General features: G+C 19.7%; 19 protein-coding genes. 12 read left to right on the top strand and 7 right to left on the bottom strand.

Going from position 1 to position 21,325, the window contains the following annotated elements:
* Positions 1-14 precede the first annotated feature (14 nt).
* The 5 genes from argS to potC all read left to right on the top strand — a co-directional run bounded on the left by argS (position 15) and on the right by potC (position 5,786).
* Entirely contained in the window at positions 15-1,745 is a 1,731-nt protein-coding gene (argS, locus tag GJT85_RS02135; protein ID WP_208754567.1) for an arginine--tRNA ligase, read from the top strand.
* Between the two features lie 8 nt (positions 1,746-1,753).
* Entirely contained in the window at positions 1,754-2,887 is a 1,134-nt protein-coding gene (gene mnmA / locus GJT85_RS02140; protein WP_425482949.1) for a tRNA 2-thiouridine(34) synthase MnmA, read from the top strand.
* Between the two features lie 140 nt (positions 2,888-3,027).
* Positions 3,028-4,149 carry a spermidine/putrescine ABC transporter ATP-binding protein PotA gene (gene potA, locus GJT85_RS02145; protein ID WP_208754569.1) on the top strand — a complete coding sequence of 374 codons (1,122 nt, stop codon included), beginning with the start codon at positions 3,028-3,030 and terminating at the stop codon, positions 4,147-4,149.
* Positions 4,133-5,008, top strand: coding sequence for a spermidine/putrescine ABC transporter permease PotB (gene potB / locus GJT85_RS02150; RefSeq protein ID WP_208754570.1), 876 nt, complete (start codon positions 4,133-4,135; stop codon positions 5,006-5,008). Before potA ends, potB begins: the two co-directional genes overlap by 17 nt.
* Entirely contained in the window at positions 5,001-5,786 is a 786-nt protein-coding gene (gene potC / locus GJT85_RS02155) for a spermidine/putrescine ABC transporter permease PotC (protein WP_208754571.1), read from the top strand. The genes potB and potC overlap by 8 nt, the downstream gene beginning before the upstream one ends.
* A 21-nt stretch (positions 5,787-5,807) precedes the next feature.
* Here potC and mutM read toward each other — a convergent pair whose 3' ends face one another.
* From mutM to rpmH, 5 genes are all read right to left on the bottom strand, one after another.
* A complete protein-coding gene (mutM, locus tag GJT85_RS02160; protein ID WP_208754572.1) occupies positions 5,808-6,620 on the bottom strand; it encodes a bifunctional DNA-formamidopyrimidine glycosylase/DNA-(apurinic or apyrimidinic site) lyase in 813 nt (270 codons plus the stop codon).
* A 23-nt stretch (positions 6,621-6,643) separates the two neighbouring features.
* Positions 6,644-8,011, bottom strand: a complete 1,368-nt coding sequence (gene mnmE, locus GJT85_RS02165) for a tRNA uridine-5-carboxymethylaminomethyl(34) synthesis GTPase MnmE (protein WP_208754573.1) — start codon at positions 8,009-8,011, stop codon at positions 6,644-6,646.
* A gap of 18 nt (positions 8,012-8,029) precedes the next feature.
* The gene (yidC, locus tag GJT85_RS02170) at positions 8,030-9,649 is read right to left on the bottom strand and encodes a membrane protein insertase YidC (RefSeq protein ID WP_208754574.1); all 1,620 of its coding nucleotides are present in this window, start codon (positions 9,647-9,649) and stop codon (positions 8,030-8,032) included.
* 68 nt (positions 9,650-9,717) lie between these two features.
* Positions 9,718-10,065 (bottom strand): ribonuclease P protein component, encoded by a 348-nt coding sequence (gene rnpA, locus GJT85_RS02175; RefSeq protein WP_208754575.1) that lies wholly within the window; start codon positions 10,063-10,065, stop codon positions 9,718-9,720.
* A gap of 16 nt (positions 10,066-10,081) precedes the next feature.
* Positions 10,082-10,225 carry a 50S ribosomal protein L34 gene (gene rpmH, locus GJT85_RS02180; protein WP_208754576.1) on the bottom strand — a complete coding sequence of 48 codons (144 nt, stop codon included), beginning with the start codon at positions 10,223-10,225 and terminating at the stop codon, positions 10,082-10,084.
* A gap of 184 nt (positions 10,226-10,409) precedes the next feature.
* Between rpmH and dnaN the strand changes: the two genes are divergently transcribed.
* Positions 10,410-11,534: a DNA polymerase III subunit beta gene (dnaN, locus tag GJT85_RS02185; protein WP_208754577.1), complete on the top strand. Its 1,125-nt coding sequence runs from the start codon at positions 10,410-10,412 to the stop codon at positions 11,532-11,534.
* A gap of 69 nt (positions 11,535-11,603) precedes the next feature.
* Positions 11,604-14,009 (top strand): DNA topoisomerase (ATP-hydrolyzing) subunit B, encoded by a 2,406-nt coding sequence (gyrB, locus tag GJT85_RS02190; protein WP_208754614.1) that lies wholly within the window; start codon positions 11,604-11,606, stop codon positions 14,007-14,009.
* Between the two features lie 79 nt (positions 14,010-14,088).
* Here gyrB and rpoZ read toward each other — a convergent pair whose 3' ends face one another.
* Positions 14,089-14,346, bottom strand: a complete 258-nt coding sequence (gene rpoZ, locus GJT85_RS02195; RefSeq protein WP_208754578.1) for a DNA-directed RNA polymerase subunit omega — start codon at positions 14,344-14,346, stop codon at positions 14,089-14,091.
* Positions 14,347-14,490: 144 nt separating this feature from the next.
* Between rpoZ and ppa the strand changes: the two genes are divergently transcribed.
* The 5 genes from ppa (at position 14,491) to infA (ending at position 20,208) form a co-directional block, all read left to right on the top strand.
* On the top strand, positions 14,491-15,024 hold the full coding sequence (gene ppa, locus GJT85_RS02200; protein ID WP_208754579.1) for an inorganic diphosphatase: 534 nt from the start codon (positions 14,491-14,493) through the stop codon (positions 15,022-15,024).
* A 101-nt stretch (positions 15,025-15,125) separates the two neighbouring features.
* Positions 15,126-16,385 carry a phosphopyruvate hydratase gene (gene eno / locus GJT85_RS02205; RefSeq protein WP_208754580.1) on the top strand — a complete coding sequence of 420 codons (1,260 nt, stop codon included), beginning with the start codon at positions 15,126-15,128 and terminating at the stop codon, positions 16,383-16,385.
* Between the two features lie 120 nt (positions 16,386-16,505).
* Positions 16,506-18,194, top strand: a complete 1,689-nt coding sequence (locus tag GJT85_RS02210) for an ATP-binding cassette domain-containing protein (RefSeq protein ID WP_208754581.1) — start codon at positions 16,506-16,508, stop codon at positions 18,192-18,194.
* A 39-nt stretch (positions 18,195-18,233) separates the two neighbouring features.
* Positions 18,234-19,979: an ATP-binding cassette domain-containing protein gene (locus tag GJT85_RS02215; protein ID WP_208754582.1), complete on the top strand. Its 1,746-nt coding sequence runs from the start codon at positions 18,234-18,236 to the stop codon at positions 19,977-19,979.
* Between the two features lie 10 nt (positions 19,980-19,989).
* Positions 19,990-20,208, top strand: coding sequence for a translation initiation factor IF-1 (infA, locus tag GJT85_RS02220; protein ID WP_208754583.1), 219 nt, complete (start codon positions 19,990-19,992; stop codon positions 20,206-20,208).
* 72 nt (positions 20,209-20,280) lie between these two features.
* Here the strand turns inward: infA and trxB are convergent, their stop codons facing one another.
* A complete protein-coding gene (gene trxB, locus GJT85_RS02225) occupies positions 20,281-21,216 on the bottom strand; it encodes a thioredoxin-disulfide reductase (RefSeq protein ID WP_208754584.1) in 936 nt (311 codons plus the stop codon).
* Between the last annotated feature and the right edge of the window lie 109 nt (positions 21,217-21,325).

Genomic DNA, 21,325 nt, shown 5'->3' on the forward strand with positions numbered 1-21,325 from the left:
TATTAGGTAAAATTATGAATATCAAAAAAATACTGTCTAAATATATATATAATGCTATGATACAAGCTAGTATACCGGATAGTTATAATGTTGTTTTACGTAAATGTAAACAAGTAACATTTGGACATTATCAAGTAAATGGTATTATTACTGCTGCTAATAAATTAAAATTAAATCCAAAACATTTAGCTATAAAAGTTATTAAAAATATAAATAATATTGATATTATTAAAAAAATGGAAGTTTCCCAATTTGGGCATATTAATATTTTTATTAATGAAATATGGTTATCAAAACAAATGAATATGATTTTAATATCTTCAACATTAGGATTTAATAAAAAAATTAAAATAAAAAATATAGTAGTAGATTATTCTGGTCCTAATATAGCAAAAGAAATGCATGTGGGTCATTTAAGATCAACAGTTTTAGGAGATGCTATAGTACGTATTTTAACATTTGTAGGACATAATGTTATTCCAGTAAATCATATTGGAGATTGGGGTACACAATTTGGCATGCTTATAGCTTTTTTAACAATATATAAACAAAATATTAATAAGGAATTAAGTATATCAAATTTAGATATATTATATCAACAAGCACAAAAAAAATATATTAATGATATTAATTTTGCTAAAAAATCTAGAAATTATGTAGTAAAATTACAAAATCAAGATCCATTTTGTTTAAAAATATGGAAAAAACTTATAAATATTACTATGGAAAATAATTATCAATTATATAATACATTAAATATTTTATTAAATTCTGCACATACTATGGGTGAAAGTACATATAATAATATGTTACCAGATATTATTAATGATTTACAAAAAAAAGGATTAGCTATTATTAGTAATGGTGCAGTTATTATACCAATTAAATATAATGATCTTATTTCTGATAATATTATTATAATTAAAAAAAGTGATGGAGCATATTTATATGCTACTACAGATATAGCTTGTATAAAATATAGAGCAGAATATTTACATGCAGATCGTATTATCTATTATATAGATGCAAGACAAAGTCAATATTTGAAAAATATATTTTATATTGTAAAAAAAGCTAAATATGTAAAAAAAAATGTTCAGTTAGAACATCATGTATTTGGAATGATATTGAATAAAAATTCTAAACCATATAAAACAAGGGAAGGACATAATATTAAATTACAATATTTAATTAATGAAGCTATTTCTAGATCTAAAACAATTATTTTAAACAAACAACCTAATATTAAACAACATAAATTAAATAATTTAGCACAAATTATAGGTGTAGGAGCAATAAAATATAATGATTTATCAAAAAATAGAATGTCTAATTATATTTTTAACTGGAATGAAATATTAAATTTTGAAGGTAATACATCTTTATATATACAATATGCATATGTACGTGCTATTTCTATATTAAATAAATCTAATATGAGTATTAAAAATATAAAAGATTATACAATTATATTTACAAATCAGAATGAAATTAATTTAGCTATATTGTTTTTAGAATTTGAAGAAATTATATTACAGGTTATTGAAAAAGGCTTACCACATATTTTATGTAATTGGTTATATAAAATTGCAGTATTATTTTCTACTTTTTATGAAAATTGTAATATTTTAAATAATACTAATAATAATACTAAAATTAGTAGATTAAAAATAATATTTATAACATCACAATTTTTAAAAAAAGGTTTAAATATGTTAGGCATTCAAACTATTCAAAATATGTAAAATACACAATAATATTTATGATTAAAAAAAAAGTCATTATTGCTATGTCTGGTGGTGTGGATTCTTCTGTTGCTGCTTGGTTATTAATTAAACAAAATTATCAAGTAGAAGGATTATTTATGAAAAACTGGGAAGAAGATAATACCAATAATTATTGTCATGCTAAACAAGATTTACATGATGCTATGAGTATATGTCGTCAATTATCTATTCCATTGCATAAAATTAATTTTTCATTTGAATATTGGGAATATGTTTTTAAACATTTTCTTCATGAATATAAACTAGGACGAACACCTAATCCTGATATCTTATGTAATAAAATTATTAAATTTAAATATTTTATGAATTTTGCATTTAATTATTTGAAAGCAGATTTTATTAGTACTGGGCATTATGCACGTTGTAAAAAAATAAAAAATCAATTTTATTTATTAACTAGTATAGATAAAAATAAAGATCAAAGTTATTTTTTATATACATTAAAATCACAACAATTAAAAAATATTATATTTCCTATTGGTGGATTAAATAAATATGAAGTTAGAAATATAGCAAGAAAATTGAATTTTACTAATGCAAAAAAAAAAGATTCTACAGGTATTTGTTTTATTGGAGAAAGAAAATTTGTTACTTTTTTAAATAAATATCTTAAATCTAATATAGGTAATATAACTGATATATATGGTAATATTTTAGGACAACATAAAGGTCTGATACATTATACTATAGGACAAAGAAAAAATATAGGTATAGGAGGATTAAAAAATTATTGTGGCGGTGCTTGGTATGTTTATAAAAAAGATTTATTAAATAATACTTTAATAGTAGTACAAGAAAAAAATAATTTATATTTATTTTCTATAGGATTAATAGCAAAAGATATAAATTGGATTAATAAAATATTAGATATTTCTCAAAAACTAACTATAAAAACAAGATATAGACAAAAAAAAATATCTTGTTATATTATTTCTTTTATAAAAACAAAAAAAATTAAAGTTTATTTTAAAAAACCTATATCTAGTATTACACCAGGACAATCAGTAGTATTTTATTTACGTCACGTATGCTTAGGTGGAGGAATTATCGAAAAATCTATTCCACTAATTAATTTTTCTAATAATAGAATTGATTATTAATGTTTTTATTATATTTAGATATAAAGCAATTTTTTGTAAAAAATACATTTTTATATATAAACATATGAAGTTAATTATTATTAATTTATATAATTCATGATATAAATATATTTATTAAATATGTTTATGAAAATTTAATTATGTTAAAAAATAATATAAAAAAACCAATAGTTAGTTTAAATAATATTAGTAAAAAATATTTTAATAAAATAATTTTGTCTAATTTTAATTTAACAATAAATCATGGAGAATTTATTACTATATTAGGTCCTTCTGGATGTGGTAAGACTACTATTTTAAGATTAATTGCTGGATTAGAAAAAGTTGATCAAGGTTCTATTATTTTAGATAATATAGATATTACTTATACACCGGCTGAAAATAGACAAATTAATACTGTATTTCAAAGTTATGCATTATTTCCACATATGTCTGTGTTTGATAATGTATCTTTTGGTTTAAAAATGCAAAAAAAAAAAAAGAAAGAAATTTATAAAAGAGTTAATAAAATTTTACATATGGTACAATTACAACAATTTATGTATAGTAAACCGCATGAATTATCTGGTGGTCAACAACAAAGAGTAGCTATTGCAAGAGCAGTTGTCAACAAACCTAGAATATTATTATTAGATGAATCACTATCAGCTCTAGATTATATATTACGTAAAAAAATGCAAAATGAATTAAAAGCTTTACAAAGAACATTAGGTATTACTTTTGTTTTTGTTACACATAATCAAGAAGAAGCATTAACTATATCAGATCGTATTGTTTTGTTACGTAATGGAAAAATAGAACAAGATGGTACACCTAGAGAAATTTATGAAGAACCTATTAATCTATTTGTTGCAAAATTTATAGGTAATATTAACATATTTGATGCTATTATTATAAAAATAATAGATAATCAACAAGTACAAGCAAATTTAGAAGGATATATATGTAATATAAAAGTTTTATTTCCAGTATCTCCGGGAGATAAAATACATGTCTTATTACGTCCAGAAGATTTACGTATTAAAGAAATTAATCAATATGATGATTATATCAATAAAGGATTAATAGGATATGTAAAAGAAAAAAGTTATAAAGGTATGACACTAGAATCTACTCTAAGATTACAAAATGGTAAAATTATTACTGTAAATGAATTTTTTAATGAAGATGATCCTTATTTTGATCATTCATTAAATCAAAAAATGCTAATTAATTGGGTAGAAACATGGGAAGTAACATTGCCTTATGAAGAAAATAATTAAATACATTAAAAATACAATAATATTTATAATTATTAATTGGTTAATATTATTTATATTATTACCAAATGTAATAATCATTATAGTAAGTTTTTTAAAAAAAAATAATGTTCATTTAATACAAATACATTTTAATTTTACAAATTATCTAAGATTATTAAATATTATATATATTAAGATTTTTTTACATTCTTTATATATATCATTAATTACTACTATTTTATGTTTAATTATTGGTTATATGTTTTCTTGGTTTTTAATACAAATGACATATAAAAAACAATCTATTATGTTAATGTTTTTATTTTTACCATTTTGGATTAATTCTATAATTAGAATATATTCATTAAAAATTTTTCTTAGTATTAATGGATGGTTTAATAAATTTTTAATATATTTACATATTATTAAGCAACCTATACATATTATATATACTCCTTTAGCTGTTATTTTAGGTTTAATATATATCTTATTACCTTTTATGATTATACCTATATATAATAGTTTAAATAAATTAGATAAATATTGTATAGAAGCAGCAAAAGATTTAGGAGCACCATTTTGGAAAACTTTTGTTTATATAATTATTCCTTTAACTAGTCCTGGTATTATTTCTGGATGTTTACTAGTATTTTTACCATCAATAGGTATGTTTTCAATTAATGATTTAATGGGCGGGACACAAAATTTATTAATAGGTAATATTATTAAAAACCAATTCCTTAATATTAGAGATTGGCCATTTGGTTCTGCACTAAGTAGTATAATAATTTTTATAACAGGAGTTTTACTAATATTATATTGGAAAATTATATATTTTTTAAATGGTAAAAATTATAAGGATTTTACAAATAATGTGTAAAAATTTTTTTAAAAATATATTATTATATATAATTTATAGTTGGTTATATATACCAATTATTTTATTAATAATTAATTCTTTTAATTCATCTATTTTTGGTGTAGAATGGCACGGATTTAGTTTGAAATGGTATACATTATTATTAAATAATTCACTGTTATTACAATCAACATATCATTCAATTATTATTGGTATATTATCTGCAACAATTACTACATGTATAGGATTACTAACTGCATTATTTTTATATCATTTACATAATTATATAAAATATTTTATTAGTACATTATTATTTATAGTTATAATGTCTCCAGATATTGTTATGGCAATTTCTTTATTATTATTATTTATGTTATTACATTTTCCTTTGGGTTTTTTTTCTTTATTATGTGCACATATCACTTTTTGTTTGCCTTATGTTGTTATAATAATGTATTCAAGATTAAATAATTTTGATAAACTTATGTTAGAAGCAGCAAAAGATTTAGGAGCTAATGATATTATTATTTTTAATAAAATAATACTACCACTCATTTTACCTGCTATTATTTCTAGTTGGCTATTAAGTTTTGCTTTATCAATTGATGATATTACAATATCATCATTTGTTAGTAGTCCTAGTTATGAAACGTTACCATTAAGAATTTATTCAATGGCAAAAATCGGTGCCACACCAGAAATAAATGCATTGGCAACTATATTAATAACTATATCAATAATATTAGTTTTTTTAAGTAAAAAATTTTTAGATAAATATTCTAAAGATATTGTGTTATAATTTTTTTACAATAAATAAAATTTATTTTTGACAATTAGGACAATAAAAACTACTTCTATTTCTTTGATATATTTTTATAATCATTGTATTACATATATAACATGGTTGATTAGCTTTATTATAAACATGTAAGTATTGTGTAAAATTACCCAAAATATTATTTGGTTGTTTGTAATTATTAATAGTTGTACCACCGTATATAATAGATTGTGTTAAAATATATTTTATATTTTTTACTAAGTTTGTTATTTCTATAAAAGATAAATCCTTTGCAACTCTAAAAGGTAAAATTTTAGATAAAAATAAAGACTCATTAGCATATATATTACCTACTCCTGTAATAATATTATTTTCCATGAGTAATACTTTTATTGGTATTTTTTTTGTTTGAATAATATTATACATATATAAATTATTAAATTCTACATGTAAAGGTTCTAAACCTAATTTACTTAAAAAAATATTTGTTTTATATTGTAATGATTCCCATAACCAAAAACCAAATTTTCTAGGATCATTATAACGTAATACAAATTTATTATTAATTATTAAATCAATATAATCATGTTTAGTAGGCAGTATATTTTTTTTAATAATAGTTAAACTGCCTGACATACCTAAATGTATAATAATAGCATTATTTAATAATATTAAAATAAGATATCTACCTCTACGTTTTACATTAATAATTTTTTGATTATATAATGTAAATATTTCAGAAGGAATATTATATCTTAATTTATTTGTTCTAATAATAGCATAATTAATTATATTATTTTTGATTTTGTTTTTAATAATAGTTTTAATAACTTCCACTTCAGGTAATTCAGGCATATAATTTCACTTATATAATAATATTATTTACCAATACAAAATTGTGAAAAAATATGATCTAACAAGTTTTGTGATGTAAATTTACCAGTAATTACATCTAATTCTATTTGTATTAATCTTAAATTTTCAGAGATTAATTCTAAATTTATATATTTTTTAGAATAACATTTTTGTAGGCAATCTTGTAAAAAATTATATATCTTATTAAAAGAATCTATATATCTTTGTTTAGATGTAAATTCATCTTCAGTATTATTATGAGGAATAATATTATTACTAATAAAATCTTTTAATAAAGATAATCCTTGTTTAGTATGTATAGATATTCTAATACTAATTATATTATCATTTTTAATTATTTCTGGTTGTTTTTTTGTTATATCTATTTTATTTCTAATAATAATAATTGGAGTATTATTTTTAATAAATTTTTGTAAATAATTTTTTATTTCATATAATTTTTGTTTATTAATATTATCTTCTACTACTAAAAAAACATAATTTGCCATACTAATTTCTTTTAAAGCTTTATTAATACCAATATTTTCAATATAATTATTAGTTTTTCTTATACCGGCTGTGTCAATAATTTTTATTGGTATGGATTCTATATATATGTGTTCATATATAATATCTCTAGTAGTGCCAGGAATATCTGTAATAATTGATACATCTTTTCCTGATAAAAAATTAATTAAACTAGATTTACCAGAATTTGTTGGGCCAACTAATATAATTTTAATACCTTCTTGTGTTTTTAAATTATATTTTAAATATTCTACAATTTTTTTACTATCTTGTAATAAAATTTGTAATTTTATAAAAATTTTTTGATATATAACATCTGAATGATGAAATGAAAATTCAATTAATGATTCTATTTTAGTTCTAATATTAATTATTTGTTTATTAAATGGTTTAAAAAATTTTGATAAATAACCATTCATTAAATTCATGGCAGAAAAAATAGCTGATTTACAATCAGCATTAATAATATCAGAAATAGCTTCTGCTTGTGTTAAATCAATTTTATTATTTAAAAAAGCACGTTCTGTAAATTCACCAGGTTTAGCTATTCTAATATGAGATATATTATTAATAATATTATTAATTAATAAATCTAATAATATATTATTACCATGACAATGTAATTCTAAAACATCTTCACCAGTATATGAATATGGTTTAGGAAACCATAATGCTATACCCTTGTCTATTATTTTATGTTTATAAAAAAAAGGTAAATAATTAGCATATCTTGGTTTTAAAGAATTAATCTTTAAAACATATTTAATAACATGTAATGTATGCACACCAGATATACGAATCACACCAATACTACCCCTACCTGATGGTGTTGCTTTTGCAATAATTGTATCTATATTTTTCACTATTATATATTTATTTAATTAATGTATATGTTTTATATTTGTATATATTTTATCATAAATAAAACCTTGTTGTATAATTGTAATTATATTACTAATTATATAATATAAAACTAATCCAGATGGAAACCATAAAAAAAATAAACTAAAAATACAAGGTATAATATATATAAATAATTTTTGTATAACATCTTGTTTTTCATAATTGTTAACAGATATTTTTTGCATAAAAAATATTGTTATACCCATAATAACAGGAAAAATATAATATGGATCTTCAGCAGATAAATCTTTTATCCATAAAAAAAATGGTGCATGACGTAATTCTACAGAATTTATTAAAATATAATATAAAGATAAAAAAATTGGCATTTGTATTATAAATGGTAAACATCCTGATAAAGGATTTAATTTTTCTTTTTGATATAAATTAATAATTTCTTTACTTAAACGATTTTTGTCATTATTAAATTTTATCTTTAAACTTTTAATTTTTGGTTGTAACATACGCATTTTTATCATAGTTATATATTGCATTTTTGATAAAGGATATGTCACAATTCTTACAATACAAGTAATAATAATAATAGATATTCCCCAGTTTCCTATTAAATTATATATATAATTTAATAATTGAAATAGTGGTTGTGCTAAAAACCATAAAATACCATAATCTATAGTATAATCTAAAAATGGTGCAACAGTAGCCATATAATTAGTAATTTTAGGACCAGCCCATAATTTAGTAGTAAAATAAGCATTTCCTCCTGGTACAATCATATGATTTATAGAATAAAATCCTATTCTTATAATATTATTACTAACTTTTTGTGTGTAAATATAATAATTATTATGAGGTACAATCCAAGCAGTAGCAAAATATTGTTGTATTATTGCAATCCAACCCTTGTTTGTATAAATTTTAATATTATTATTTTGTAAAATTTTACGGAATGGATATTTTTTATATTTAATATGTGAAGTAGAATAAGCAATACCTCTAAATGTCTTAGTAGCAAAATTAATATGTTTTCTATTTAAAAATGGTAAAATATTATTTGTTTTTTGATTTAATTCATTATTTATTTTTATACAAATAGGTTGTTTAGTATAATTAAAAATTTGGTGATTAACATTAATAACAAAACTACCTTTTTTAATAATAAAAGTTTTAACATATAAAATATTTTTACTAACAAATAATAAGGGTACTTTTAATATAGTAGTATTATTTTTCAATTGATAAATAGACATAGGAGTAAAAAACTTTGGTTTATCAAAAATATGGTCAATTAAATTAAATTTATTTGTTTTAATAATATTACTATTTGCTTGATATATATATTGTTTATTATTATTTAATAATGTTAAATGTTTTTTAGAATATAACTTATTTTTATAATTAATTAATTCCATTTTAGTAATATTACCACCATTTAAATCAATATATAAGATTAATTTATCTGTTTTAATAATAATATTGTTACGATTTAACTTATCTGATAATTTTTCATGAATATTATTATTAATATGAATAATATTGCTTTTTATATGATAATTACTTATATTTTGCCAATTTTTTATTATAAAAAAACTTAATAAAAAAATAACAATTAAAAAAAGTTTTTTTTTAACATCCATTATTTTATATTCTCTATATTTATATTTAACAAAATATAAAACTTTAGTCATTATTAAATAAAAATAATTTATGTAAGTTTATATATTTGCCATAATTTTTCTAAATAAATATTTAATTCTTTTATGTGTATATTTTTAATTTTATTATTAATAATAATAACATAATCCATTATTTTTAATATATTTTGGTTTAAACGGAAATGTTCTCTAATTATTCTTTTATGTTTATTTCTAATATATGCATGTAAAATATATTTTTTAGATATAATAATACCAATTCTAGAATATTGTAATTTATTTGAACAACTTAATAAAATATAATATTTATTACTAATTTTATGTGATTGTTTAAATACAGTATTATATTGTGACCAAGTACATAAACGTTTTTTTTTAGATAATTTAAACTGTGACACTAATTTATTTAATTCATTACTTATGTGAAATACTTAACGATGTACGTTTTTTCGATCTTCTGCAATTAATGATATGTCTGCCATTTTTAGTTTCCATACGTTTTCTAAATCCATGAGTACGTTTTTTTTTTAAAACAGATGGTTGATAAGTACGTTTCATAACTATTTTCACTTTATATATATAATAAAAATATTATCTATAATAAAGTTTTTTATATAAAATTTCAACTATAATCAATTCTTAAAATAAAGTAGAATATTAGTTTTTTGAATGAAAATTAATGTATAATATATTATATGTTTATAATACTATTTATTTAAATATTAATAAATAATTAAAAATTATGGAATATCATATTATTATTAATCGTGAAATTTTAATAAAACCGTTAAAATATATAACTCATATTATTAATAATCGCAATATATCTATTATGCAAAATATTTTAGTGGATATTAAAAGAAATGGCAAAATTTTATTTAAAGGTTCAGATTTAGAAATTGAAATAGAAATAAATATTATTTTAAATAATCACCATAATTTAGCAAATTATAATATTACAATACCAGGGAAAAAATTTTATAATATATGTCGTGCATTACCTAAATCAGAAAATATTAATATATCATTTTTTAAAAATAAGGTCATTATATCTTCTAAAACATGTAAATATACGATTACTACTATGTCTTCAGAAAACTTTCCACATATAATGCCTTGGAAAAGTGATATTAGTTTTAATTTAACACATAATATTTTAGGAAAATTATTTAGTAGTACTATATTTTCTATAGCACATAATGATTCACGTGAATATCTAAATGGTATGTTTTTACATATAGAAAATAATATTTTACAAGTTATATCTACTGATGGATATAGATTATCTATTTATAATGTTAATATAATTATTAGTATGCATAATATAATTTATAAAATTATTATCCCGCGTAAAAGTATAATAATACTATTACGTTTATTAAAAAATACTAATGAATTAGTTAATATTAATATTAATATGAATAATATTAGTTTTACTATAAAAAATTTAAAAATTACATCAAAATTAATTAATAGTAATTACCCTAATTATAATAAAATTATTCCAGAAAAATTTTTAAAGACAATTAAAATTAATAAATTAAATTTTAAAAATGCTTTAGAAAGAATTTCTATATTAGCTGACGAACGTACAAATAGTGTTACATTAATTATAAAAAAATGTATACTAAAAATGATAACAAAAAATATTAATAATGAAATAGCAGAAGAAATATTAAATATAGAAGAAGATAATCTAAAATATATAATAAATATATCATTAAATATAAAATATTTATTAGATGTTCTTAATGTGTTAGAGCATGAAGAAATAAAAATTTCATTTATTAATGCTAATTCCAGTATTAAAATAGAGGATAATAATGATACAAATAAAATGTATTTAATTATGCCTATGCGCATTTAAATATTTTTGTTGTATGATTATTATTAATTTGTCAATAGTAATTTAATATATAAATGAGAGCAAGATTTGATTAATAATTATTATAATTCATCTAGTATCCAAATTTTAAAAGGATTAGATGCTGTTAAAAAAAGACCAGGAATGTATATTGGAGATACTAATAATGGAACAGGATTACATCATATGGTGTTTGAAATTGTAGATAATGCTATAGATGAATCTATTTCTGGATTTTGTAAATCTATAAAAGTAATCATACATACAGATAATTCAGTTTCTGTTATAGATGATGGTCGTGGTATACCTACTGGGATACATAAAGAAGCTAATATTTCTGCTGCAGAAGTTATTATGACTGTATTACATGCTGGTGGTAAATTTAATAATAAATCTTATCAATTATCAGGTGGTTTACATGGTGTAGGCGTTTCGGTAGTAAACGCTTTATCTAATAAATTAGAATTAATCATAAAAAGAAATAATAAATTATATAAACAAATTTATAAAAATGGGATACCAATAAATAAATTAAATATTATTGGATATAGTAAAAAAACTGGTACAAGTATACGTTTTTGGCCTAATTATAATATTTTTACAAATATTCAACAATTTAATTATAAAATTTTATCAACTAGGTTGCGAGAATTATCATTTTTAAATCCAGGAATTAGTATATCAATAATAGATAAAAATAATAATATATTTGATAATTTTTTATATACAGGAGGTATTATAGAATATATAAATTTTTTAAATAAAAATAATAATATTATACATAATAATATTATTTATTGTAATGACAAACAAAAAAATATTAATATTGAAATTGCTATGCAATGGAATAATTCTTTCAAAGAAAAAATATATTGTTTTACTAATAATATAAGACAAATAAATGGTGGATCACATTTATCTGGATTTAAATCAGCAATAACAAGAACATTAAATACTTTTATTATAAATGAAAAATTAAATCTTAAGCATAAAATTAATACTATTGGAGAAGATACAAGAGAAGGATTAAGTGCTATTATTTCAATTAAAATGTCAGAACCTAAATTCTCTTCACAAACAAAAGAAAAGTTAATATCATCAGAAGTTAAATCAATTATAGAATCTTATGTAAGTAAAAAATTATTATCTTTTTTATTAGAAAATCCTAATGATACTAAACATATAGTAGATAAAATAATTCATGCAGCTAAAGTTAGAGATGCCGCACGTAAAACACGTGATATTACCAGACGTAAAAATATTATTGAAATATCTAGACTTCCTGGAAAATTAGCTGATTGTCAAGAAAATAATCCTAAATTATCAGAAATTTATTTAGTAGAAGGAGATTCTGCTGGTGGTTCTGCTAAACAGGGACGTAATAGAAAAAATCAAGCAATTTTACCATTAAAAGGTAAAATATTAAATGTTGAAAAAGCAAAATTTCATAAAATTATTTCGTCTCCAGAAATAATTACTTTAATAACAGCATTAGGATGTTTTATCAGTAATAATCAATATAATATAAATAAGTTAAGATATCATCATATAATTATTATGACAGATGCTGATGTTGATGGTGCTCATATTAGAACCTTGCTTTTAACATTTTTTTATCGTCAACTTCCTGAAATTATTAGACAAGGATTTGTATATATAGCACAACCACCATTATATAAGATAAAAAAAGGAAATAAAGAATTATATATTAAAAATGATGAAGAAATGGAATTATTTCAATGGAATATTGCATTACATTCAGCTAAATTTATTTTTTTAAATAATACCAAACAATTATCTGGTTTAAACTTAATTAAATTAATTAAAAAATATAATAATACTATAAAAATATTAAAATATAATAAAGAGATATTATCATATAATATCTTGCATGCACTAATTTATAATAAACCATTAAAAATTGTAAATAATATAGATTATTTACAATCTTGGTTAAATAATTTAATAATATATTTAAATAATTATACAAAAGATATAGAATATATAGGATATGTTAAATATCAAAACATAAATATATTTAATATTATTATTCATGAAAAAAAATATGGGAATATTAATATATATAAACTTAATCAAGATTTTTTTACAAGTAAAGAATATAATAATATTTGTTATATAACTAATAAATTTTATGATTTAGAAATTAATAATATTACACATATAAAATATAAAGAACAATATAAAAAAATTACTTCATTTGAGCAAGGATTATCATGGTTAATAAAACAATCTAATAAAAGTTTTACTATACAAAGATATAAAGGATTAGGTGAAATGAATCCTAAACAATTATGGGAGACAACTATGAATCCTATAACACGTAGTCTGTTAAAAGTTAATATTCAAGATGCTATAATAGCAGACAAATTATTTTGCACATTAATGGGTGATGAAGTAGAACCTAGAAAAAATTTTATTCAAAATAATGCATTAAAAGCTATCAATATTGATATTTAATAATTTATAAAATATTTTTATTTAAATAATAGCTATTATATATTTTTTAGGCATGTTAGAAAGTTATCATATTTTATTTTTAATTATTGCAAAATGATATTGATGTAGAGTTAAAATTTTTATTTATATTTAATTCATTATTTTTTAAAATATTTTGATTAATTAATCCTTGTTCAATTTCTCTTAATGCCAATACTGTAGGCTTATCTTTATTATTAGATACTAAAGGATTTTTACCTTTTATTTGTATTTGTCTTGCTCTAATTGAAGCTATTAAAACTAAATCAAAACGATTACCAATTTGTTTTACTGCATCTTCTACAGTAATTCTAGCCATATTTATATATCCTATTTATATTATAAATTATAGGAAAAATATTAATTATTTATAAAATTTATATTTTAAACATATTATTGCTATAATAGCATAATATTTTTTTTATACTAATAAAAATTATATATTAATTATATAAGGAAAATTATGAATTTAAATAATATACCTGTTGGATGTGATGTGCCTCATAATATTAATGTGATAATAGAAATACCTATACAAACTTATCCAGTAAAATATGAAGTAAATAAAAAGTATGGAGTACTTTTTGTAGATCGTTTTATACCTGTTGCAATGATGTATCCATGTAATTATGGATATATAAATAATACTTTATCATTAGATGGAGACTGTTTAGATGTATTAGTAATAACGCAATATTATATTTATCCTGGCACAGTAATTAAATGTAGACCTGTAGGATTATTAACAATGTTAGATGAATCAGGCAAAGATAAAAAAATTATAGCTGTGCCATGTAATTCTATTACAACTGAATATGAATATATACAAAATATTACAGATGTATCTCCTTTATTAAAAAAACAAATAAAACATTTTTTTCAACATTATAAAGATTTAGAACATAATAAATGGAGTAAAATTGATAATTGGCAAGATATTAATTATGCAAAGCAAGAAATACTTATATCTATACAAAGATTTAATGATAAATCATAAATAATCATTATATATTTGATATATAATAAAATAATATTATACAAATTAATAATTTTAAAAATTTTATTCACAACATTAAAAATATAAGAGATTTAAAATTTATGCCAAAAATTAAAAAAATTATAGCAAGAGAAATTATTGATTCTAGGGGTTATCCTACTATCGAAGCAGAAGTACATATAGATAAACATAATATAATTGGGAGAGCTTCAGTTCCATCTGGTGCTTCTACAGGATCAAGAGAGGCTTTAGAATTAAGAGATCATGATACTAAAAGATTTTTAGGAAAAGGTGTATTAAAATCTGTAAATATCATTAATACAATAATTAATAAATATTTATTTAATCAAAATATATTACATCAAACTAATATTGATGAAATTATGATTAATTTAGATAATACAGTTAATAAAGAAAAATTTGGTGCTAATACTATTTTAGCTGTATCATTAGCTAATGTAAGAGCTGCTGCAATGTATAATAAAATGCCATTATTTAAATATATAAAAAATATATATGGTAATTTAAATAAATATATTATGCCATTACCAATGGTTAATATTATTAATGGTGGCAAACATGCAAATAATAATTTAGATATACAAGAATTTATGATACAACCTGTTAGTGCTACTAATATTAAAGATGCTATTCGTATGAGTGCAGAAATTTTTCATCATTTAGCTAGTGTTCTAAAATCTTATAATATGATTACATCTGTAGGAGATGAAGGTGGTTATGCACCTAATTTAAATAATAATAGTGAAGCTTTTGATATGATTATTAAAGCTATAAATAAATCAGGTTTTATCTTAGGAAAAGATATTACTTTTGCTATAGATTGTGCTGCTTCTGAATTATTAAAAAATAATAAATATTATTTAACAGGAGAAAAATTAATTTTAACTTCAAAACAATTTACAAAATTTTTATTAAAATTAACACAACAGTATCCTATTACTTCTATTGAAGATGGTTTATATGAAAATGATTGGGAAGGATTTATATATCAAACTAAAATTTTAGGTGATAAAATTCAATTAGTTGGTGATGATTTATTTGTTACTAATATAAAATTTTTACAAAAAGGTATTAATAATAATATTGGTAATGCTATTTTAATAAAACCAAATCAAATTGGTACATTAACGGAAACATTTAAAACAATTAAAATGGCACAAGATGCTAATTATAAAGTTATTATTTCTCATCGTTCTGGAGAAACAGAAGATACCTTTATAGCTGATCTTGCTGTTGGTGTTGGTGCTGAACAAATAAAAACAGGATCTATGAGTCGTTCTGATAGAATAGCTAAATATAATAGATTAATTAGAATAGAAGAAATATTAAATAATAATTAATATTATATTATTGATAAACTTTTTAAATAGAAAATTAATTTTTATATACAAAACTATGTTGTGTAATATATAAAAAACTCAACATAGTATTAAAATGAAAAAATTATTATATGATGATATATGGACAATAATAAAGAAAAAACTATTATTAATTGGTTAACTAAACAAAGTAAACCTTTTAAATATTTATTAAATATATCGTATATATTTAATTTATTAAATATATTTATTAGTATTATACAAAGTTTTTTGTTATCTATACATATAGACTTATTTTTACATAATAAACAACAACAACAAATGTTTAGTTTTTATACTATATTTAGTTTATGTTTTATAATAAGATCATTAATTTCTATACTAATTAATCGTTGTAATTATTTTTATAGTAAATTTATTAAATTAAATATAAGAAATAAAATTTTAAATAACATTATACAAACTAATAATATAAATAATAATATTGGCTGTAATACAACTATTATTATAGAACAAATTGAAAGTATACAAGAATATTATAACAAATATGTACCACAGTTATTTATATCAATTATTGCACCGTTTATAATTATTGCCATTATTTTTTATATTAATTGGATATCTAGTATAATAATAATTATTATTAGTATAATAATAGTATTATTTATTAATATTATTGGGCATAAAGTTATAGATAAAAATAAACAAAATTTCCAAATATTATCATATTTAAGTGGATTATTTTTAAATCGATTAAAATGTATTGAAATTATTAGATTATTTAATTTTGCTGATATTGAAATACAAAAAATAAGTAAATATATTGAAAAATTTAGAATAAAAAATATGGAAATTTTAAAAATTGCTTTTTTAACTTCTGCTATTTTAGAATTTTTTCATTCTATTGCGATTGCATTTATAGCTATGTATTTTAGTTTTACATATTTACATATTATTAATATTAGTTTATATAAACAAAATATTAATATATTTCATAGCTTTTTTATACTAATTTTAGTAACAGAATATTTTCAATATTTTAACAATTTAGGTATATTATACCATATTAAAGCCAAAGCAGTTGGTGCGGCTGAACTTATTATAAAACTTATAGATAATAATAATGTAATTTCACATCATAAAAATATCTTATTATTTAATCAAAATAATTTATTAATATATGCTAAAGATTTAGTAGTTAAAGATAATATAGGCAATAAAATAATAGGGCCCTTATCTTTTAAAATATATATTGGACAACGTATTATTATTACTGGTCCTAATGGATGTGGTAAATCAACATTATTAAATGTTATATTAGGTTTTATACCATATGAAGGTATATTAAAAATTAATAATATAAATTTAAAAGATTTAAATATTAATCATTGGCATCATGCCATATCATGGGTTAAACAAAATCCAAGTCTTCCTGCAAAAACAATTAAAGATAATTTATTTTTTCACCATAATCTTAATTGTATAAAAATAAATAAAATAATTAAAATAATAGGAATAAAAGATTTTGCAGATAAATTACCTAATGGTTTAGATACAATAATTAATGTACAAAATACAAGATTATCTATTGGGCAAATACAAAGAATAGCTATTGCCAGAGCATTAATTAAAAATAGTATGTTATTATTATTAGATGAACCAATATCTAATATTGATATTATAAGTCAAACATATATTATTAATGCTTTATGTAATACTTCAATCAATACTAGTATTATTATTACACATAATATTAATAAAATTAAAAATGCAAATATAATTTGGTTTATGAATAATAAAGGTAAAATTATTCAAACAAAAATAATATAAAACTATAAAAATTATATGTTTAAGTAAAAAATAGGAGTTATGATAGTGTTTTATATATTATTATTTTATAAATATCAAAAAAAATATTTAAAAATGTTATTATTAGGTATAATAATGTCTATAGTAGCTAATTTTTGCAGTATTTTTTTATCTATTCTATCAGGATTCTTTTTAACTTCTACTTTTTTATTTAAACATCATTTTGCTGAATATAATTATATTATACCTTCTATTATTATTAGATTTTTATCAATGTTTAAAACTATTACTAAATATTATGAAAAAATAATTAAACATAATAATACGTTAAATATATTAAAGAATTTAAGAATTATTATTTTTACTAAAATTTTTCCTTTATATCCTTATGATATTATTAATATATATAATAGTGAAATTTTACAATTATTTATATCAGATATTGAAACAATAGATATTCTATATATACAGATTATATCTCCTATTATAAGTTTATGCATTACAATATTTATTATAATAATTCATTTAATTATTTTAAATTATTGTTTAACTATATTATTTATTATATTTTTATGTATGCCTTTAACATATTTTGCTATATATTTTTATAATAAAGGTTATTTAATAAGTACAAATAATATTAAATATAAAAAAAAATATTATTTGGCTTTATATAATTTCTTATTATATCAACAAGAATACAAAATATTTGAAGGTATTACTTGTATAAAAAAAAAATTAAATATATTAGAATATAAATGGGAACAACAACAAACTAAACAAAATTATTATGATACACAATCAAATACTATTTTATCAATTATTATTGGCATAAATTTATTAATTATATTAATATTTAGTTATATCATACTTGTACCCAAAAAATATTCAAGATATTTTATCATATCTTATATATTAAGTACTATTACACTAAATTATTTAATACTAAGTATTAGTCATGTATTTCAACATATTAATAATATATTAATATCTACCAAAAATATTTTCAAAATAATAAATAAAAAACCAACCATTAATTTTAATAAAAGTAAGATATCATCTTTTAATAAAATTATATCACTAAAAATTATTAATCTTAGTTTTTATTATAATACTAATGATATACATACATTAGTTTTAAATAATTTATCATTAAACATAAAAAATCATGATGTAATTGCAATTACTGGACATAATGGTTGTGGTAAATCAACATTATTAATGTTATTAACTAGAGCCTGGGAACCAATCTCAGGTAATATTTATATAAATAACTATAATTTAAATACTATTAATTTATCAATATTACGTAAAATAATTAGTGTAATACCACAAAAAACTGAAATATTAAATGATACATTAAAAAATAATTTATTATTAAATAACCAAAAAAAAAATATTAGTAATGATTTTTTAGTAAAAATATTATATTTAGTGGGATTAGATAAATTAATATTGAATAAACAACATTTAAATATACAATTAGGAGAAAATCAACGATTATTATCTGGTGGTGAATTAAAAAAATTAGCGCTAGCAAGAGCAATTATACATAATGGACATATAATTTTACTAGATGAACCTACAGTAGGATTAGATAAAAAAACATCGAAAAAAATTTTACAGTTAATTTTTTCAGTATTTAAAAAAAAAATAATAATCATTGTAACACATGATATAGCAATTTTAAAAAGAATGAAGTATATTTATGTAATGGATAATGGTTCCATAATAGAAAAAGGAAGTCATATTACATTAATTAATAAAAAACAACATTATTGGAATTATATACATACTTTATTATAAAGGATTTCATATGTCTAAAGAAGGTAATATTGAAATGCAAGGCATAGTTGTAAATACTTTGCCTAATACTGTTTTTCATGTTAAGCTTGAAAATGGTCATATAGTCACAGCACATATTTCTGGTAAAATGAGAAAAAATTATATTCGTATATTAACAGGGGATAAGGTAACAGTTGAACTTACACCATATGATTTAGGTAAAGGTAGAATAATTTTTCGTAGTCGTTAATATTATATTAATTATTAATTAAAAAATTATATATGTTAATTTTTATATAAATACTATATTTAATAGTGTATTTTATATATTTTGTAAAAATCGTTGTGCATCAAGTGATGCCATACATCCTGCTGCTGAAGAAATAATAGCTTGTTTATAAATATTATTTGTAACATCGCCAGCTGCAAAAACCCCAGGAATATTAGTTTTTGTATGATTCGTAGTAATAATATATCCATTACTATCAAGCTTTATTTGATCTTTAAATAAATAAGTATTAGGATAACTACCTATCAGTATAAAAATACCACTTACTTTTATTACAACATTACTTAGTGTATTTATTTGATTAATTTTAATTTTTGTTACACCAAAATTTTCATGCCCTAAAATATCTTTTACTATATAAGGTTGGTGTAAAATAATATTTTTATGTAAACTAAGTTTTATAATCTTATTAATTAATATTTTATCTGCTCTAAATGTTGTTTGTCTATGTATAATATGTACTTCTGATGCAATATTAGATAAATATATTGCTTCTTCTAATGCAGAATTGCCCCCGCCAATAATAGCAACTTTTTTATTACGATATAAGTTACCATCACAAATAGCACATGTAGAAATACCTTTACCTAAAAATTTTTTTTCAGAAGATAATCCTAAATATTTTGGTGATGATCCAGTTGCAATAATAAGACTATTACAAATATATTTATTTGTTTCTCCTTGTAAAATAAATGGTTTTTGTTTTAAATCTGCTTGTATTATTGTATCTTTTATAATATTAGTTTTATAAAATATAGCATGATTATATAAATTATCCATTAATTGCATTCCAGTAATACTAGGATAATTTCCAGGCCAATTTTCTACACTAATAGTTTGTGTTAATTGTCCTCCAATATTATTACCTGTAATTAATATAAAATTTAAATTTGCACGTGCAGCATATATAGCTGCTGTATATCCTGCAGGTCCTGACCCTAAAATGATTAACGTTGTTTTTTTTTGCATAATTAAAATTATTTTAAAAATATTATATAATTTTTATTATATACAAATATATCATTTTTTATATTTATAATATACAATTTGTAATATTTTATTAAAAACAGGTATTATA

Source organism: Enterobacteriaceae endosymbiont of Neohaemonia nigricornis (assembly GCF_012571795.1).
Lineage (GTDB): Bacteria > Pseudomonadota > Gammaproteobacteria > Enterobacterales > Enterobacteriaceae.

Excerpts from the sequence above, each read along its gene's own strand:
- rpoZ (WP_208754578.1), bottom strand. The coding sequence starts at position 14,346 with ATGGCTAGAATTACTGTAGAAGATGCAGTAAAACAAATTGGTAATCGT.
- argS (WP_208754567.1), top strand. The coding sequence starts at position 15 with ATGAATATCAAAAAAATACTGTCTAAATATATATATAATGCTATGATA.
- potB (WP_208754570.1), top strand. The coding sequence starts at position 4,133 with ATGAAGAAAATAATTAAATACATTAAAAATACAATAATATTTATAATT.
- eno (WP_208754580.1), top strand. The coding sequence starts at position 15,126 with ATGCCAAAAATTAAAAAAATTATAGCAAGAGAAATTATTGATTCTAGG.
- yidC (WP_208754574.1), bottom strand. The coding sequence starts at position 9,649 with ATGGATGTTAAAAAAAAACTTTTTTTAATTGTTATTTTTTTATTAAGT.
- mutM (WP_208754572.1), bottom strand. The coding sequence starts at position 6,620 with ATGCCTGAATTACCTGAAGTGGAAGTTATTAAAACTATTATTAAAAAC.
- potA (WP_208754569.1), top strand. The coding sequence starts at position 3,028 with ATGTTAAAAAATAATATAAAAAAACCAATAGTTAGTTTAAATAATATT.
- GJT85_RS02215 (WP_208754582.1), top strand. The coding sequence starts at position 18,234 with ATGATAGTGTTTTATATATTATTATTTTATAAATATCAAAAAAAATAT.
- dnaN (WP_208754577.1), top strand. The coding sequence starts at position 10,410 with ATGGAATATCATATTATTATTAATCGTGAAATTTTAATAAAACCGTTA.
- trxB (WP_208754584.1), bottom strand. The coding sequence starts at position 21,216 with ATGCAAAAAAAAACAACGTTAATCATTTTAGGGTCAGGACCTGCAGGA.
- infA (WP_208754583.1), top strand. The coding sequence starts at position 19,990 with ATGTCTAAAGAAGGTAATATTGAAATGCAAGGCATAGTTGTAAATACT.
- GJT85_RS02210 (WP_208754581.1), top strand. The coding sequence starts at position 16,506 with ATGGACAATAATAAAGAAAAAACTATTATTAATTGGTTAACTAAACAA.
- ppa (WP_208754579.1), top strand. The coding sequence starts at position 14,491 with ATGAATTTAAATAATATACCTGTTGGATGTGATGTGCCTCATAATATT.
- potC (WP_208754571.1), top strand. The coding sequence starts at position 5,001 with ATGTGTAAAAATTTTTTTAAAAATATATTATTATATATAATTTATAGT.
- rpmH (WP_208754576.1), bottom strand. The coding sequence starts at position 10,225 with ATGAAACGTACTTATCAACCATCTGTTTTAAAAAAAAAACGTACTCAT.